This is a genomic window from Novosphingobium album (ex Liu et al. 2023) (assembly GCF_029076845.1).
Classification (GTDB): domain Bacteria; phylum Pseudomonadota; class Alphaproteobacteria; order Sphingomonadales; family Sphingomonadaceae; genus Novosphingobium.
Window position 1 is genome coordinate 1 of record NZ_JARESE010000051.1, and the last position, 16,396, is coordinate 16,396.

General features: G+C 62.5%; 14 protein-coding genes. 4 read left to right on the forward strand and 10 right to left on the reverse strand.

The genetic code is table 11. The features are described 5' to 3' along the window. Positions 1-544: hypothetical protein (locus PYV00_RS15845; protein ID WP_275229274.1), on the forward strand; the 544-nt coding region annotated here is incomplete at its 5' end. A 53-nt stretch (positions 545-597) separates the two neighbouring features. On the opposite strand, the gene PYV00_RS15850 is transcribed toward PYV00_RS15845, so the two are convergent. From PYV00_RS15850 to PYV00_RS15860, 3 genes are all read right to left on the reverse strand, one after another. Next, positions 598-1,983, reverse strand: a complete 1,386-nt coding sequence (locus PYV00_RS15850) for a sugar transferase (protein ID WP_275229275.1) — start codon at positions 1,981-1,983, stop codon at positions 598-600. A 614-nt stretch (positions 1,984-2,597) separates the two neighbouring features. Continuing rightward, positions 2,598-3,098, reverse strand: a complete 501-nt coding sequence (locus tag PYV00_RS15855; RefSeq protein WP_275229276.1) for an immunity 26/phosphotriesterase HocA family protein — start codon at positions 3,096-3,098, stop codon at positions 2,598-2,600. Positions 3,099-3,131: 33 nt separating this feature from the next. Continuing rightward, positions 3,132-3,956 (reverse strand): IS5 family transposase, encoded by an 825-nt coding sequence (locus PYV00_RS15860; protein ID WP_275229277.1) that lies wholly within the window; start codon positions 3,954-3,956, stop codon positions 3,132-3,134. Between the two features lie 249 nt (positions 3,957-4,205). On the opposite strand from PYV00_RS15860, the gene PYV00_RS15865 reads away from it, so the two are divergent. Together PYV00_RS15865 and PYV00_RS15870 are read left to right on the forward strand one after the other, a co-directional pair. Further along, positions 4,206-4,595 carry an AAA family ATPase gene (locus PYV00_RS15865; protein ID WP_275229278.1) on the forward strand — a complete coding sequence of 130 codons (390 nt, stop codon included), beginning with the start codon at positions 4,206-4,208 and terminating at the stop codon, positions 4,593-4,595. Positions 4,596-4,671: 76 nt separating this feature from the next. Beyond that, positions 4,672-4,977 (forward strand): hypothetical protein, encoded by a 306-nt coding sequence (locus PYV00_RS15870; RefSeq protein WP_275229279.1) that lies wholly within the window; start codon positions 4,672-4,674, stop codon positions 4,975-4,977. A gap of 227 nt (positions 4,978-5,204) precedes the next feature. Here PYV00_RS15870 and PYV00_RS15875 read toward each other — a convergent pair whose 3' ends face one another. The 6 genes from PYV00_RS15875 to PYV00_RS15900 form a co-directional block, all read right to left on the reverse strand. Then, positions 5,205-5,951, reverse strand: a complete 747-nt coding sequence (locus PYV00_RS15875; protein ID WP_275229280.1) for a glucose 1-dehydrogenase — start codon at positions 5,949-5,951, stop codon at positions 5,205-5,207. Positions 5,952-6,035: 84 nt separating this feature from the next. Then, a complete protein-coding gene (locus tag PYV00_RS15880; RefSeq protein ID WP_275229281.1) occupies positions 6,036-7,214 on the reverse strand; it encodes an acyl-CoA dehydrogenase family protein in 1,179 nt (392 codons plus the stop codon). 11 nt (positions 7,215-7,225) lie between these two features. Next, positions 7,226-9,697 carry a TonB-dependent receptor gene (locus PYV00_RS15885; RefSeq protein ID WP_275229282.1) on the reverse strand — a complete coding sequence of 824 codons (2,472 nt, stop codon included), beginning with the start codon at positions 9,695-9,697 and terminating at the stop codon, positions 7,226-7,228. Between the two features lie 71 nt (positions 9,698-9,768). Next, positions 9,769-10,704, reverse strand: coding sequence for an SDR family NAD(P)-dependent oxidoreductase (locus PYV00_RS15890; protein WP_275229283.1), 936 nt, complete (start codon positions 10,702-10,704; stop codon positions 9,769-9,771). After that, the gene (locus PYV00_RS15895; RefSeq protein ID WP_275229284.1) at positions 10,704-11,921 is read right to left on the reverse strand and encodes a cytochrome P450; all 1,218 of its coding nucleotides are present in this window, start codon (positions 11,919-11,921) and stop codon (positions 10,704-10,706) included. The genes PYV00_RS15890 and PYV00_RS15895 overlap by 1 nt, the downstream gene beginning before the upstream one ends. 24 nt (positions 11,922-11,945) lie before the next feature. Then, positions 11,946-13,106 carry an LLM class flavin-dependent oxidoreductase gene (locus tag PYV00_RS15900; protein WP_275229285.1) on the reverse strand — a complete coding sequence of 387 codons (1,161 nt, stop codon included), beginning with the start codon at positions 13,104-13,106 and terminating at the stop codon, positions 11,946-11,948. 164 nt (positions 13,107-13,270) lie between these two features. On the opposite strand from PYV00_RS15900, the gene PYV00_RS15905 reads away from it, so the two are divergent. Continuing rightward, positions 13,271-13,855, forward strand: a complete 585-nt coding sequence (locus tag PYV00_RS15905) for a TetR/AcrR family transcriptional regulator (protein ID WP_275229286.1) — start codon at positions 13,271-13,273, stop codon at positions 13,853-13,855. Between the two features lie 96 nt (positions 13,856-13,951). Here PYV00_RS15905 and PYV00_RS15910 read toward each other — a convergent pair whose 3' ends face one another. Then, positions 13,952-16,390: a membrane-bound PQQ-dependent dehydrogenase, glucose/quinate/shikimate family gene (locus tag PYV00_RS15910; protein WP_275229287.1), complete on the reverse strand. Its 2,439-nt coding sequence runs from the start codon at positions 16,388-16,390 to the stop codon at positions 13,952-13,954. Positions 16,391-16,396: the final 6 nt, after the last annotated feature.

Genomic DNA, 16,396 nt, shown 5'->3' on the forward strand with positions numbered 1-16,396 from the left:
ACAACCGATCCTACCGGCCATCATAGTCGCCGCTCAACCGGCCATCGTAGTTGTCGCCGCGCACGCGTCCCTGCCGCGTCTGCCGACGACGCATCTGGTCTACGGCACGGGACCTGAAGCGGATCCAGCCCTCATCAATCTCGATTCGCTGCACGCGGCGCGGTTTCGGGCAATCCAGGGGGTTCACGTTCACACTATCGCCGAGGCGGGCCACGCGATCGTGGAATGGCTCATACACAACAAACTGATCGACAAGATCCTCGCACAATGGCTGCTTCCCTCGCAAGACAAGGCAAGGATCAATGAACAACCGCCGCCATTCAGGGCGATCCCTCCATCCAGGTTTTGCAAAATGGATGATGGCTGGCGAGCCTGGATCGCTGAAAATCTCGCCCTGGGAGCCAACCGCGACGAACTCCTGCTCAGTCTTGCCAACCAAGGCTTCCATCCCGGCGAGGCGCAACGCGAAATCGACAAGGCGACCCGCAGCCCATATCTGCAAGCGGCCATTCGTTTAGCCAAACGCATTCCAGAACTTCCGTGACGCGCCGACGGAAGGCTTTCAATCCGAGCCAAGTGCATGGGAGCCTTCCGCGATCAGTACGCCTTGTTCGAGGCGACAACCTGCAGGGTGCGTGCGAGAATCGACATGTCTCGCAAGAGCGACCAGCCGCTGAGATATTCGAGGTCCGCATGCAGGCGATCTGTGAGGTCCATTTCGTGCTCGGTGTTCCCGCGATGGCCGCGCACCTGGGCCAGGCCCGTCAGGCCAGGCTTGACCGCATGACGGTACCAGTACCGCTCGTCGACCTCCCAATAGAGCTTTGTCGCTGCCTTCGCCCCAAGCGCATGGGGCCGAGGACCGACGATGCTCATGGTGCCGGCAAGGACATTGATGAGTTGTGGCAATTCGTCGATGCTCGTGCGCCGGATGAACCGGCCAACGCGCGTAACCCGCTCGTCATCGCGCGTAACCAGACGATCCGCGGAAGCATCGGCGAGCTCGATCCGCATGCTACGAAACTTGAGCATGCGGAACACGCGATTGTCCTTTCCCATCCGCGACTGCACGAAGAAAATGGAGCCGGGACTTTCCAGCCGGATCGCGAGCGCCGCGATCAGCATGACCGGCAATGCGACAGGCAGAGCGACGAACACGATACCGAGGTCAAAACAGCGCTTCACGAATTGATCGAAGGGAGAAAGCGGTCCTTGCGCGACGATCAATGTTGTAACATCGCCGCTGTTCGAGACCGCCAGCGGCGCAAGCTCGGACAGTTCGGGCACGAGCACCTCGCTTCGCACGTTCGAGCCCTTGAGAGTATGAACGATCGCGCCGCGCCGTTCAGGAGCACAGGCAACGATCACGCGGTCGGAGTTCGACAGCATCGCGCCAAGGCGATTGTAACGCCCTGGAAGGTCGCCTCCTTCGCCAAGCCAGTCATCGACGTGCTCGACAACGGTATAGTCTTCCGCCGGCGCCGGAATCGATCCATCGTGGATCAGCAAGGTCGTGTAAGGCGAGCCGTCGAACATGCGATGCAGCAGTTTCAGGAACACGCCTCGGATGGCCGCCAGCATCACGAAGCTGAAGATCGCGCCCATGGCAAAGTTCACGCGCGAAAAGTGGTCACCCGACTTGAAAAGATAGCCGATGAGCGAGACGATCCCGACGCTTTGGATAAGGGAAGTGTATGATCGCGAAACACCAAGCTTTTGCTTGGAGAACACAATGCCCGAATAGGCTTTCGAATTCGCGGCGAACGCCAGATAGAATGGCAGGATGGCACACGCCATGACGAGCCAATGAAACTTGCTGACAATGTCGTAGAGCCATGCGGCCAAGAGAAAGGACGAGAAAATCCCAAGAGTGTCGAGGGCGACCAGCAGAAGCAGATATTGCCGCCGACGCCTGCGCTTGGCGCCAACCTCGCGGATGAAGACCTCATCGTCACTAACATTGGGTCGGAACAGCATCAACATGGCGTCTGACAATCACTGGCGCCAACACCGAATACCGTCGCCCCGCCGCAGCAAGCGCATTGATTCCCCACCCTGATCAGGTCATTGGCGATCATCGAGCGAGGCGACCGTCTTGGTATTACCGTTTCTTTCTTATCTCAATTTTAAAACGCGCGAAACCATACAATAGGCAGCCATCGCGCGCGCGGCACGTGACACCGGCAAGCCCATCGTTCGGCAAGCAAAATGGCCTCACCGGCCAACGTCCCCGCGCCACCACGGTCATTCCGCAGTGGCCCATCGACGTCCACTGGTCCAGACTTGTTCACGCTGACTGCCCCTTGGCGGTCCGTGGCGGTCCCGGCCGTACGTTCTCATCGATAACCGCCCAACGAATCGGAATAGACAAAAAGCGGCGCAAGCCGGCAGAAAAACGAGGCATCTTCGTGAGAAGCGAGCAGGCTTACCGATACAAGATGCGGAATATCAAGGCGTCCTCTCGCAGCCCGGAATGGCCAGGCTTTGGGGACTATCCAGCCATTCCCCTGGGTGCCAACCGAGAGCGCTGCCGTGCAAAAATGTTCATCGCGCGTTTGCTGCCGACACATCGAGAGCTGAGAGTCCGTTTGAGAATGTCAGGCCGGGATAGCCGTAATGTCGATCCGCAGGCTTTCTACCCAGCGGTTCGGCCGATGCGCGGCGTGGTCATTCAGGCGATCAACGACGTGCTCCGGCTCCCATACAGCGGCGCATTCGAGATGTTGGCATTCTTCAAGTGAAGCGGGGCGCTCATAATTGGTCGCGGCGAAAGCCGAGTGGTGCAAGGATAGCTGGCCACTGATGGCGTCCTGCTTGTAGAAGAAGGGCTCTTCCGCATTGGCTGGTAGCAGCGGTTTCGAACCAATAACCGGCCAGGTTCCCTTTGTGATCGCATGGTTGGACACCCATAGCCTGAAGGCAACGGGCAGGCTGGGGATATGCTCGGTCGCAACCTCTTCATCGAAGGTGCCTTCGAAAAAGATGGCCAACGGCTCATCCGCAACTTGCGCAAAGGCATGGCGGCCTGAGCCAAGGTCGATAAGCAGTATGTCGCCAACCTTGCGACGTACTCGCTTCTGCTTTTGAGCCGTCACCACGCCCTGCGCTATCCCTTTTTGAGCAGCCTTCGTCTACGGCGTGAGCCGCCGGAGCAGGTTACTAGCCATGGCAAGATGGATCATTGCTTCCGATACGTCGAGGCGCTTCTCATAATCGCGGACCAGTCTTCGCCAGCGCGTCATCCAACCGAAGGTGCGCTCGACTACCCAGCGCCGGGGCAGCACCTTGAAGCCGGAGACGTCGTCTGACCGGCGGATGATCTCCACTGTGAAGTCGCGGTAGGCGGCAGCGTCGAGCAGCTTGGTGCGGTCGTAGGCCGCGTCGCCGAACAGATACTTTAGCCATGGCCAACGCCTGCGGACTGCCGAGACGATCTCCTGTGCGCCCGCGCTGTCCGAGATGTCGGCAGTGGTCAGGTTGACCATGAGCAGGCGACCATCGGTATCGACGGCAATGTGGCGCTTGCGCCCCTTGATCCGCTTACCTGCATCGAAGCCGCCGCCTGACGGTGCCGATGGCGCCTTGACCGACTGACTGTCGACGACTGCCGCAGAGGGGCTCTGCTCACGAGCTTCGCGTTCTCGGTCCAGCATCAGCGCCACATCGTGGATCGTGCGGAATAGCAACCGGCGTACGAAGCGGCGAAACCACCAATAGACCGTCTGCCACGGCGGAAAATCCTTGGGCAGCATGCGCCAGCCTCCACCGGAACGAGCCAGATACCGCAAGGTGTTCAACACCTCACGCAAATCAGTCGATGGCGTGCGCCCGCGCTTTGGCGGCGCAGGCAGGAACGGTCGGATGATCCCCCACTCAGCATCCGTTAGGTCCGTCGGGTAGCGCTTGGCTTGCTTCTCGTGTTCAGCCATCCGGTCACGGCTCGCTCGGGTCCACATCCCAAGCTTGAATCACGCCAGCGGCTCTCACTCAACCCATTATCAAACGGGCTCTGAGCGCCAGTAATAACGAGGGATTTTTTATTTTATCGCTGATTCGATTCTTGAACAAGCCCACAGTAGTATTACCAAGTTGCTTTTCAATTGCGGGCTTGCGCCAAACGAATAGCCTCACGTGAGGAGGGCGGCGCATCGGCACCCGAAAACAAAAAATTTCGTGCGCCGGTGTGGAAACAACGAGTGCGTCCGGTGACAAAAGATGATCGATCCGACCTTCCCTCGCGTCCGTTGCTTGAACGGGACGTACCCTTAGCCGCGCTCGGCCGCGTGCTCGATTCGGCACGCAAGGGTCGAGGCGGAACAGTCTTCGTGCGCGAAGAGGCGGGGATCGGCAAGTCATCCCTGCTTCGAACATTCGCGCAGAAATGTGGACCGGTCCTGCTCCTTTGGGGCGTTTGCGATGCTTTCGCGACGGCGCAGGTTCTGGGTCCGCTTTTCGACATGGCGGACGCGTTCGACGAGCATCTGAGGAACCTTCTGTCGAAGCGCGCTGCGGCCAACGTGCTGTTCACGGCGCTCCTCGCGATGGTCCGGCGTGCGCGTGCCTCGGTCGTCATGGTCGTTGAGGACGCGCCATGAATCTGGAAAACGGTCTTGGCCAAATCGAGGCCGATTGTGGTAATCTCCATCTGGGTGGCTCCCATTTTGCTCGTGAATGCCTGATAGCCTTCACACTTTGGCACCTAGATGCCGTGAGCGGGAGCCATCCAACCCATCTGGAAAGTCGGCGGTTCCGCACCAAGCTCCTCATTTTTCGGAGACGAACCAGCGGCGGCTGCCCTCGTCTACCGAACCGCAGCTGGAGCGCGCGTTCACGCTCGAGCAAGTCCTGGCGCGCACGTCGGACATCCGCATCGATGAAGCCGAGCACGGCCCGGCGGGCGCGCGGCGCTTTGAATACGAGCCGACCTACATGCTCTCAGGCGTGAAGGCGCTGCATATGGAATTCGATCCCGTCTGAGGCGCGCAAGCAATCCGCATATCGCTTTCCTGTTGGGCTCTGGACCAAGGGGTCGAAGTTTGGCACGTATTCGCGGTAGACTTTGCCTTCGATCCGCAATCTCGAACAGCTCGCTGCGGGCGCAATCGAGGCGAAAATCACGCAGCAGATAGGGGCCATGCCTCGGCGCCACAGTCCACCAGAAGACAACGGCCCGTAAGCTCCGATCAGTCGCTACGAGCGACAGTTCAATCGACGGTCATCCCGCCATCGACCGACAGCGCGTGCCCAGCAACGAAGCTTGCCGCGCTGCTGCAAAGCCAAAGCACGGCCTCGGCGATCTCACTTGGTTGTCCAAGACGTCCGCTAGGATCGCTCGCGAGCAGTTGTTCTGTCAGTTCGGGCGAGATGGAACGGCGCCACATTGGCGTGTCGATCATACCCGGGCAAACGGCGTTGATCCGGATGTTCGAACGGACATATTCGAGTGCAGCCGAACGGGTCAGTCCGACGACACCGTGCTTGGACGCGGCATAGGTCGATAGTCCCGCGACCCCGACGAGGCCGGCACTCGACGCGCAGTTGACGATCGCGCCGCCGCCCTGCCCGAGCATCTGGCGGATCTGATGCTTCATGCAGAACATCAGCCCCTTGAGATTGACGTTCATCACGCGGTCCCAGTTGTCGCTGCTGGCCTCCGCAACGGGGCCCGGATCGCCGTTGATCCCCGCGGCATTGAAGGCCGCGTCGATCCGCCCATAGCGCGCGACCGCGGCTTCGACCGCGTGTTCGACCGAGGATTCGTCGCTGACGTCGCAGGCGATGAAAGTGCAATCGCCGAGTTCCCCGAGTTCGGCCTGCGTCTTCTGCCCGAGTTCTACGTCACGGTCGACGAGGGCCACACTATATCCGCGTGACAGGAACGCACGAGCCGTGGCCTGCCCGATGCCCGATCCTGCCCCCGTGACGAAGGCGACCTGCGATGGATTGCTCATTTCGGTTTCCTTGCGCCTGGGCGATAGTTTGGAGGCATCCGGCCGCGCCCTGAGAAGTTGGTGGAATCAAGCAACTTCATCGTATCAGAGTCCAGGCGTCGCACCCGGTATGCGGACCAAGTAGCGGCCTGCATCGATGAAGGACTGCTCGCCGGTCAGGAAGTGCGCGTTGGCGGCTTGGAGGTCGCGGTAGCACCGCTGAAGTCGGCCGCCATCGCGCAGGCCCGTCGTCGCGGAGGACGCAAAGGCGGCTTGCCCAATCTTCGCGGCCGATGAAATCACGTTCGAGGCGCAGAGCCGCCCGTCCACGCGCATGTCATCCGAAAGGCTGCCCAGCTCCGCGGCGCCGTAGAGGGCGCCGAAAGTCGTGCGAACATAGGCATCGGCCGAACGCATGCGAGCATGCGCGTGGGCAAAATCGCGCTGGAACGTGTCGGTCTGCGCGAGTGTCCCGCCTTGCGGCCGCGCCTTCCCATGCGCGTAGGCAGCCCATTCGTCGAGAAGCCGCTCGCTGCAGCCGACACCAAAGGCCGAATGGCACAGCGCCGGAATGGCCGAGAATCCCATGGCGTATAGCGAGCCGCCGCGCTTCTGGATGGGATTGGCGGCATCGAATACGAAATCGGCGTGGACGATCTGCTCTTCCACGCGAAAATCGTAGCTTCCCGTGCCGCGCAGGCCTAGGACGTTCCAGTTGCCGAGGACTTCCACGCGCTCTCGCGGCGCGAGCGCGATGAGCATTACCGGTTGCCCGTTGTCCCGCTTTGCCGGTGCTCCGTTCTCGTGGAGGATGTAGCCACCCACGACCCAGGCCGCATTGGGCAGACCGCTACCGAAGCTGAAGGTGCCCGAGATGCGGTAACCGTCGCCGACGCGCTCGGCCTTGCCGCTCGGCGCGGCCTGGCCGGCGCAAGTCGCGCACTTGTCCGAACAGAAGATCGCCTCGATGGCGCGGTCGCCAAGGAACGCTCCGGCAACCGCCACGCCGGTGGTCGCGGCCTGGCAGTACCACCCCGTCGATCCGTCGAAATAGGAGAGCGTCTTCAGAGCTTCGAGCACGGTCAGCGGATGTGCCTCAAGCCCGCCGAGCTCGGCAGGCGCCATCAGACCGAACAGACCGCTTTCCTCGAGCGCCCGAATGACCTCCGCCGAAATTTCGGAAGCCTCGTCGCGTTCGTTTGCGGACGCTTCAACGAGATCGCGCAGTCCGGTCAAGCGCTCGAGCAGGTCTGCCTCCGCGCTCTCCGTCACCCCCCGTTTCATCGAAGATCCCATCAGAACGCGGTGGGACGCAGCGTCAGGCGCAGATAGACCTGACGGCCCGGATCGGCGATGCAGGCCGCTTCGGGCTGACCGATCGGCGAGACCGCAAGACCCGGTGCCGAAATCGCTAGGACGTTGCCGCCAGCCGCATCGAACAGCGTGCAATTGCCGGTCGTGAACTTGTTGGTCAGATTGTTGCCGATCAGTGCCACTTCCCAGGCGCCGCTGTTCGCCTTGACTGACAGGTTGGCGTTCCACTTCGCAAAGGCCGGCTGCGTGGTCCTGGCATCGTTGCCCAGCGTCGTCGTGTACTTCGAGGAATACTGGACGTTCGAACCGAAGCTGACCGTGTGGTTGCTGCCGGCGGCTAGGTCATAGTCGAAGCCGCCGTTAAGCATCCAGTCCGCCGCGCGCGGCAAGCGCGTGTTGGACAGGTCGCGTCCCGGGGACCCACCAATGACTTCGTTGCAACCCGCCGAGATGGTCTGGCCGCTATCACAAGTGGCGCCGTAAAAGTTCTCGAACCGGCCGTGGTTCCAGTTGACCGACAGGCGCAGCGCCAGGCCGTCGATCGAAGGCGGACGGTAGTTCATGTCGAAATCGACGCCATAGACCTTGGCCGAAGCCGCGTTGACCGTCTTGATGACGGTATTGCCCGTCGCCGGATCGATCGTGTTGGCGCCGACCTGGAGCCCTTCGTACTTGTAGTAGTAGAAGGCGCCGTTGACGCTCACCGCACGGTCGAGGACGCGGGCCTTGAAGCCCACTTCGCCGCCCGTCACCTTCTCGTCGCCGAACGAGTTGTCCGTGCCGGCCGAAGGCGGCGAGGTCAGGATGAAGGAGCCCGACTTGTAGCCGCGCTTGGCCGCGGCGAAGATCGTGAGGTCGTCGGTCGGCGTGTAGGTGATCGTGAATTCGGGTGAGACGTTCGACGACGACAAGTGCGGGTTCGGCACAGTGATCGGCACCGGCGTCGCGTACATCGATGTCAGGCTGTAGGTGTCGTCATCGCGCGTCTCGTGCGTGTAGCGCGCACCCGCGGTCAGCTCGAGCTCGGGAACTACCTTCCAGCGCAGCTGGCCGAAGCCCGAGATCGATTCGATGTGGACGTCGTTGATGCCCTTGAAGGTCGCGAAGATGAACGGCACCGGCAGCACCGGAATGCCGAGCCCGGCGAGGATGTCGGTGTTGTAGCGGTTGTTGCCGTTCACGACCACGCGGTTGCGCACGCGGGCGTTCTGGTAATAGCCGCCGACGAGCCAGTTCAGCGAACCTGAATTGTCCGATTCGATGCGCAGTTCCTCGGTCGTGTCGCGCCGAGTGAAGTGGTTGTCGGCGAACAGCGTCGGACCGGCATGGCCCGAGTTCACGCCGTTGATCATGCCGTCGACCGTGGTCTTGAAATAGCCGGTGGTCGACGTGATCGCCATGTTCGAATCGGTCCGGTAGGTCATCTCCAGCGTGCCGAAGCTCTGGAGTGTCTTCATGAAAGTCCTGCCGCCGTTGCGCACATCGGCAAAGGCCGCGGGATCGAGATCGACGATGTAGACATCGCGATCGACTTTGCAGTTGTCGTTCGGATTGATCAGCTGGACATTGGGGTTCAGCACCTTGGCCGAGGCAGGCAGTCCGGGGCCGTCGGGGCAGCTGCCGAGCGGCGAGCCGGCTCCGTCCGTCCTCTGATAGGCATGATTGACCTTGAGCCGCGCGCTGAAAGCGTCGGTCGGCCTCCACACCGCCGTGCCGCGCAGAATATACTGCTCGGTGCGGCCGAAGCGCGAATTGGGCGTGACCGCGCCCGTCCCCGGCTGCGCCGTCGCCTTGTTGAAGAAGTAGCCGTCGTCGTCCGAATACATGCCGGCGAAGCGCAGGCCGAGCGTGTCGGTGACCGGTCCCGACAGGATCAGTTCGCTGCGCTTCTCGTGCGAATAGGCCTCGTAGCTCTGGGTGAAGGCCACTTCGGCGGCCGGGCCCGGATCGTTGGTGCGCATGGCGATCACGCCGCCCGGGCTGTTCTTGCCGAAGAACAGCGCCTGCGGCCCCTTGAGCACCTCGACCTGGGCGAGATCGAACAGGCCGACGTTGTAGGTCGCGCCCTGGCTGAACTGCAGCCCGTCGATGTTGAGCGAGACCGACTGGTCGACGCCCGCGTCGAGCGTCGAGGTGCCGACGCCGCGCAGCGAGATCTGCGCGCCCACGGTCAGCACGTTGCCGCCGATGACGAGGCCCGGCACGTTGCGCGTGACGCCGCCGACGTCGGTGATCGCCGCCTTGGAGATCGCCTCGGGCGTGATCACCGATTCGACCACCGGCACCTTCAGGATCGATTCCTGGCGCTTGCGCGCCGTAACGATGATGTCGCCCTTGTCGACATAGGCACCTTCGGCAGCAGGCGCCGCGGTGTCCTGCGCGAATGCCGGGGCAGCTATGACGAGTGCGAGAGCGCCCGCTGCGGACAGCCTCACTATGCTATTGATCTGCATGGTTATCCTCCCTGAAGATTCGTTGTCTTTATCGGTTCCTCGAGGCCGGCGGGCTCCCGCCGCCGGGCCGATCAATCATCCGCCGGCTCGTAGGAGCGAAGCCCCCAGCCCGAGGTGTCCATCGCAGCAAGGCCAACGGCGTTCGCCGCCGCGGGGTCCATCACTTCGTTCCACCGCCGGGCAATGGTCTCGATCGTATGGTCGCGGTCGCTGAAGCCCCCGGTACGCGAGATGAAGCAGCGCTGGACCTCGCCGCCGACCGAATCGATGCATTCGCCGGTCACCGGGCAGGTCTCGTGTGCGAGGAATGCCACGGCTGGCGACGACAGCTCCGGCGGCAGGTTCTCGCGTGCATTGGCAAGGAGCGGGGAATCGTCCTCGCAGGTAGAGATGACGAGCCGGGTATAGCCTCCCGGGCTGACGGCATTGACCTTGATGCCGTGCGCCTCGCCCTCGGCGGCGAGCGAGCGTGTTAGCGACCAGGCCCCGCCCTTGCTGGCCGCATAGGCGACCTGGTTGGCAAAGCCAGTCATCGAGCTCGAGGTGATGTTGACGATCCGGCCGTAGCCCTGCGCCTTCATATGCGGCCAAGCCGCACGCGCGCACCAGATCGAGCCCATCAGATTGATGTCGATGTGACGCTGGATGTCGCGTTCGCTGATTTCATCGAACGGCGCGCCGATCGACACGCCGGCATTGTTGACGAGGATGTCGACCTTGCCGAAGGCTTCGAGGGCGCATTGCACGATGGCATCGGCGCCCGCGGCCGAAGTAACCGATGCCGTGCTCGCGACAGCCCGGCCGCCCGCCCGGCGGATCTCCTCCGCTACGGCCTCGGCCGAGGCAGCGCCGGGATAATGGCGTGCTTCGGGATCGGTACCGATATCGTTGACCACGACATTGGCGCCGCGCGAGCCTAGGAGCAGAGCGTGGGCGCGTCCCAGGCTCGGGTTGCCGCCGGCACCTGTGACGATCGCGGTCCGGTCGTCGAAACGCAGCATATTCATCAGGCTTCTCCCATTTCGAACGCAACCGGCAGGCCGCGAATGCCCCAGGCGCCGGGGAAAGGTCGCCAGCCTTGCGGCCCCGTCGTCCGCGGGTTGCGCATGCGCCGGGCGATCAGCTGCAGGCCCTCCTGGATCAGCGCCCGCGCGAGGTACTGGCCGAGGCAGATGTGGGGGCCGAGCCCGAAGGCGATATGCGCGGTCTCCGCCTTGCGATCGGGGTCGAAACCGTCGGCATCGCTCACATAACGTTCGTCATGGACCGCGACGCTCATCGGGAACCAGACGATGGAGCCTTTCTCGAGCACGACGCCGCGGTATTCCATGTCCGTCAGCAGCACGCGCTGGGTCGAGGTCGTGCTGTGATAGCGCAGCGCCTCGTCGAGGACGCGCTTCGCGTAGTCCGGGTCCCGCCCGACGCGTTCGTACATAGCCGGACGCGGGATCAGGAGGTTCATGACCAGCGTGGTCATGTTCTTCGAGGTGTCGTAGCCTGCGACGAAGAGGAAGATGAGGAGCTCGTGAAGCTCGAGATCGGTAAGTTCGCCGCGATCGCGGATCGCGAGAAGCAGGTCGAGCAGCTCCTCACGCCCCTCGTGCGGCGCGGCGCGGCGCTCGGCGACAAGATCGACGACGAAACGCTCCATCCGCTCGACGCCTTCCTGCATCGCCGGAAGCCAGCGCTTGTCCATGCTCGTCGAAAGTCCGATTGCCTCCATGGCGCTGCGCAGGCCCGGCACGACCGATGGCGAGGCGCCGATCATCCGGCACATCACCGAGATCGGATAGTAGCTGGCGAACTCCTCGAAATCGAAAGCGCCTCTCGGCAACCATTCGTCGAGAAGTTCGCTCATCGTCTCGCGCATCAGCGGGCGCAATTCGTTCATCCGGCGCGGAGTGAACGAACTTTGCAGCATGTCGCGGTAGCGCTTGTGCGCAGGTCCCATCTGATTGAGCATGTGGCGCTCTTGGAAGTCGCCCCAGCGCGTGTTCTTGGCGTCCATGATCTCGACAATCTGGTCGTAGAGCTGTCCCATCTCGCCCTCGCGCGCGTAGAGGTCGCGCATGGCCTTGTAGTCCGTGACCACGTAGCCCAGGATCCAGCGCGCGAGCCAAGGATGCTCGGCGCGCGCGCGCGCGAAGTGCGGCAAGGGATCGGCGGCGAAGGCGTCGCTTTCCATCGTGAGGTAAGGGAGCTCGAGTTCCGATCCGCGCTGCATCGTCTGTCTCCTAGTCGCCGTCGCTCAGGCTGTTCGCCCGGTCTTCTCTTCCCAAGCCTTGAACGCCGCCTCGGCGCCCTTGGTGCGCTCGCTCTCCAGGCGGTCGATGTTGCTTGCGAGGGCCGCGTAGGACGCCTGTCGGTTGCGGTTGGTTCCGGCGAAGTGCGGCATGACGAAGCGCGCGTAGAGTTCGTAGCTCTTCTTTGTCTCTTCCCATTCGGCCCAGTTGTGAGCCTGGAACAGGATCACGCCGAATTCGCCCTGCTTGGCCTGGAGCCGCTCGATCATCGTGATTGCGTCCTCGGGCGTGCCGATCACCGCGCGGCCCGCGCCGACAAGGATGTCGACCGGATCGCCGCCCGACATGCCGCGCATGCCAGCCGGAGCGACCCGGTCGAAATATTCGACCCAGCGCGCCAGGCCTTGCTCGACGTCCTTGCGCGCCTGCTCGCGCGTTGCGGCAATGTGCATCGGCACGACGAGGCGCAGTTTTACCGGGTCCATGCGCTGGCCATTCTCCTCGGCGACCTGGTTGGCGATCTTCCAGTTCTCGTCGAGCACATCGAAGCCCGCAGTCTCCGTCGCCGCGACACAGAGCATGCCGAACCCGTGCTGGCCCGCGAGCATGCCGCCCGACGGCGTAATCGCGCTGGCCACGGCGATCTCGGGATGCGGCAGGGTATAGGGCCGCAAGTGGGTGCGGGCCTTGTTGAGCTTGTACCAGCTCGTCTTATGCGTCACTTCCTCGCCCGAGAGCAGCGGCACGATGATCTTCGCGACCTCTTCCAGCTTTGCGCGCAGTGACTTGATGTCAACGCCGATCATCTCGGCGTCGGTCGGCAACAGGCCAGGGCCCATCCCGAAGATGACACGGCCCATCGTCATGTGATCGAGCTGGACGATGCGGTTCGCGACCATCAGCGGGTTGTGATAGGGCATCGAGACCACACCGGTGCCCAGCCGGATGCGGTGCGTCCGCTCGGCGGCGGCCGCGATCATCAGCTCGGGAGAGCCGATCGTCTCCCAACCGGTCGAATGGTGCTCCCCGAACCAGGCCTCGGCGAAGCCGAGCTTCTCGACATGCTCGACCAGCTCCAGATCGCGGCGCAGGCCGATCGTCGGGCTTTCGATGACGTCGTGATAGGGCGCGATGAACAGCCCGTGCTGGAGCCCTGATCCAGGCATGTCTTCTCCGATCTACTTGATTGCCCCATGCAGGGGCATCCGGTGTTGGGGACCGACTATCAGCGCTTTTCGGCTTTTAAAAACACGCCCGTTTTAATTAAAACGAGCGTTTTATTTTTCAATCGCGCGGTTGAATTCTCCGGCGCCTTGCCGCAAGCGGCGATATGGCGATCGACCATGAGAAACGGCGGCATGATATCGCGACACTCACGATCGACATGATCGCGCGCGAGGGTATCGAGGCGGCAACCATACGCAGGATCGCGACCGAAGCCGGGTTCAGTACCACAGCGATCACCCACTATTTCGCGGACAAGCAGGAACTGCTCGAATGGGCTTTCCAGATCTTGGCGCACGAGGGTGAGCGACGTTTCGAGGACGCACGAAAAGAAGAGCCGCACGATATCCTCGCCGCTCTGATGACCCTGGTGCCTTGGTGCCCGGTCAATATCCGGCGCTGGAAGGCCTATCTATCCTTTTGGGACCAGGCGGCTCGGGATCCCGACCTTGCAGCCATGCTCGCCCAGGGCACGGGTGTGGGTTTCGAGTTTCTGCGCCAACTCTTGCGAACCCGCGTAAGGCCAAGTCTCGATATCGAACCTGCTGCAGAAATGTTGAACGCAATGATTCAGGGCTTAGCCTTGCAAATGCTCGTCGATCCCAAGACCTGGAACGAGGCAAAGGTCCGAACGACTCTCGCGGATGCGTTCGAGCTCGCGATACTCAAGGCTGAGCATCCCAAACCCTAGCCAAATCCAAAGATCACCGGAGCTTGGCCGGCAAAACTCGCAACGATGAACGAAAGGCTGCTTTCGGACGGCTAAATTGTGTTCTGAGTGTCGGGTTCACTCGGCAACACTCGGCTTGTTATCGGCCGAAGATTTTGCAGGCAGCGCGTAAGCGACGAGCTCGGCTCCGCCCGTCTCGCCCAAGCCGTGCGAGCCGCCCGCGGCGACGAGAAGGAACTGGCGGCCGCTGCGCCGCGAGATGTAAGACATTGGAGTTGCAAAGCCGCCTCGCGGGAGACGCGCGCTCCACAGGAGCGCGCCGGTCCTTGCCTCAAAGGCACGCAGGATACGGTCCTGGGTAGCGGCGATGAAGGTAAGGCCGCCGCGCGTGGTCATCGACCCACCCGTGGTCGGCGTTCCCATGGTGACCGGCACCAAGACCGGAAGCCCCAGTACGCTTTTGCCCGCCATGCCCAGCTCGCGCGACCAGATCAGCTTGCCCGTAGTAAGGTCAACCGCGCTGATTCGGCCGAATGGCGGTTCATGGCAGGGCAGGCCAAGCGGTGACTTGAATGTCTCGGTATAAGCCGCATACGGCGTGCCTACTTGCGCAGCCGGTCCCCACAAGTCGCCATTCGCCGCATCGTTGGCGGGTCGTATGTTCGCCGCGTCGGCGCGCGCACGCGTATAGAGCCAGCTGATATTGGCGATGACGCTCGAATTCACGATCATGACATTATGGTCAACATCGATCGAGACACCGCCCCAATCCATGCCGCCGACAAAGCCGGGCAAGGAAATCCATGGCGTGATGCCTGGCGGCGTCATGATGCCCTGATAGCGTGCGCGCTTGAATTTGATCCGGCAAAAAAGGCTGTCGAGCGGCGTGATGCCCCACATGTCGCGCTCGCGCAAAACCGGGCCGCGAAACGAGGGCATGGCGACCGAGAAAGGTTGGGTCGGTGACAGGCGCTCCTGGGGCACGCTGCCCTCCTGTGGCACGGGCATGTCGATAACATTGCGCAGTGGCTGGCCGGTCGCGCGGTCAAGCACGAAGACATCGCCCGTCTTGGTCGCCTGCACCAATGCGCGCGCTGCTTTTCCACCCGGCAGAGGGATGTCGACGAGTGTCGGCTGCGCCGCCACATCGTAATCCCACAGATCATGACGCACGGTCTGGTATGACCAACGCAATCGCCCCGTGCTGGCATCAAGTGCGATCACCGAGCTTGAATATTTATCGTCGATCGGCCGTCTGCGTCCGCCGAAGAAGTCGGGAGTCGCATTGCCTATCGGCAGATAAACCAGGCCGAGTTGCTCGTCCGCGCTGATAGGCCCCCAGCTGTTTGGCGTCGAATGGGTGTAGGTTTGACCGGCGGGCGGCGGTCCACGTCGATCTGGCGCGCCCATGTCCCATGCCCAGGCAAGCTTGCCCGTGACGGCATCGAATGCGCGGATGACGCCGGAGGGCTCGCCCCAATATTGCCCGTCGAGCACCATCCCGCCGAGCACGATCTTGCCCCGCACGACCGCCGGCGCCGAGGTCACATAGTAATAGTGTCTGGGCGCCGCGCTCATTCCGTCGAGCAGGTTCACGCGCCCGCCTTCGCCAAAGTGCGGACATAAGGCGCCCGACTTTGCATCAAGCGCGACAAGAGCCGCATCGCCCGTCGTGGTGATGATCCGCTCGGCGCATAGGCCCCTGTCTCGCGAGACACGGTAGTAGGCCACGCCGCGACAGGTCCGACCCTGGGATCGCGCTGCGGGCGTGCGCCAGCGCTCCTTGCCGGTTTCCGCGTCGATCGCGAAAACATCATTGACGCCGTTACAGGCGTAGAGCGTATCGCCGATCATGATCGGCGTTGTCTCCAGTCCCTGGTCGAGGCTTAACTCGCTGGTCGCAAGCGACGCTTTCCAGGCAAGTTTCAAATTCGAGACATTGGCCGGCGTGATCTGATCAAGAGGGCTGAAGCGCGTTCCGCCTTCATCATTTCCGTAGGCGCGCCATTCGCCGTCCGCCGGACGAAGCTTGCCTGCCGATCTTGCGGGATAACGAGCTTCCTGCCCGGCCTGATAGATCGGATCCGGATTGTCGGGATCGAGGGCGTGAAGCCCGGCTCCCAGCAATATCGCAAGCGCGATGGCGGCACCAAAGCCGCGCCATCCCATCACCGATGCTAGCCTTGATGAGGTCTCGGCCGGCAAGAGCTGCGTGCGTTCGAACGAGGATGTTGCCATCCATGTTCCGAGGACAAGCCACGCGAGCATCTGCGGCACGATCTGCCAGCCGCTGAAGCCGGATTGCGAGATCGCCCATCCCAGACTGATCGCGACGATGCCGGCGTAAACCCAGCGCCCTTCGCGGCGGCGGCGCCAAAACAATCCGGCCGACCAGACCAAAGCCGCGCCCGCCAGCAGGTAATAGAGCGAGCCGCCCAGGACCGCGAGCCACAGACCGCCCACTATCAGGATGATCCCGAGCAGTATCAGAAGAAGCGGGTAGAGGCGTCCGATAAGACCGCGTGATCTGATCCGTTCGTGCTTTAGCCTGCCCACGACAGG

Bases quoted from the DNA above. Each gene is read 5' to 3' on its own strand.
- PYV00_RS15850 (WP_275229275.1), bottom strand. From the start codon at position 1,983: ATGTTGATGCTGTTCCGACCCAATGTTAGTGACGATGAGGTCTTCATC.
- PYV00_RS15860 (WP_275229277.1), bottom strand. From the start codon at position 3,956: ATGTGGACCCGAGCGAGCCGTGACCGGATGGCTGAACACGAGAAGCAA.
- PYV00_RS15870 (WP_275229279.1), top strand. From the start codon at position 4,672: ATGCCTGATAGCCTTCACACTTTGGCACCTAGATGCCGTGAGCGGGAG.
- PYV00_RS15875 (WP_275229280.1), bottom strand. From the start codon at position 5,951: ATGAGCAATCCATCGCAGGTCGCCTTCGTCACGGGGGCAGGATCGGGC.
- PYV00_RS15880 (WP_275229281.1), bottom strand. From the start codon at position 7,214: ATGAAACGGGGGGTGACGGAGAGCGCGGAGGCAGACCTGCTCGAGCGC.
- PYV00_RS15885 (WP_275229282.1), bottom strand. From the start codon at position 9,697: ATGCAGATCAATAGCATAGTGAGGCTGTCCGCAGCGGGCGCTCTCGCA.
- PYV00_RS15890 (WP_275229283.1), bottom strand. From the start codon at position 10,704: ATGAATATGCTGCGTTTCGACGACCGGACCGCGATCGTCACAGGTGCC.
- PYV00_RS15895 (WP_275229284.1), bottom strand. From the start codon at position 11,921: ATGCAGCGCGGATCGGAACTCGAGCTCCCTTACCTCACGATGGAAAGC.
- PYV00_RS15900 (WP_275229285.1), bottom strand. From the start codon at position 13,106: ATGCCTGGATCAGGGCTCCAGCACGGGCTGTTCATCGCGCCCTATCAC.
- PYV00_RS15905 (WP_275229286.1), top strand. From the start codon at position 13,271: ATGGCGATCGACCATGAGAAACGGCGGCATGATATCGCGACACTCACG.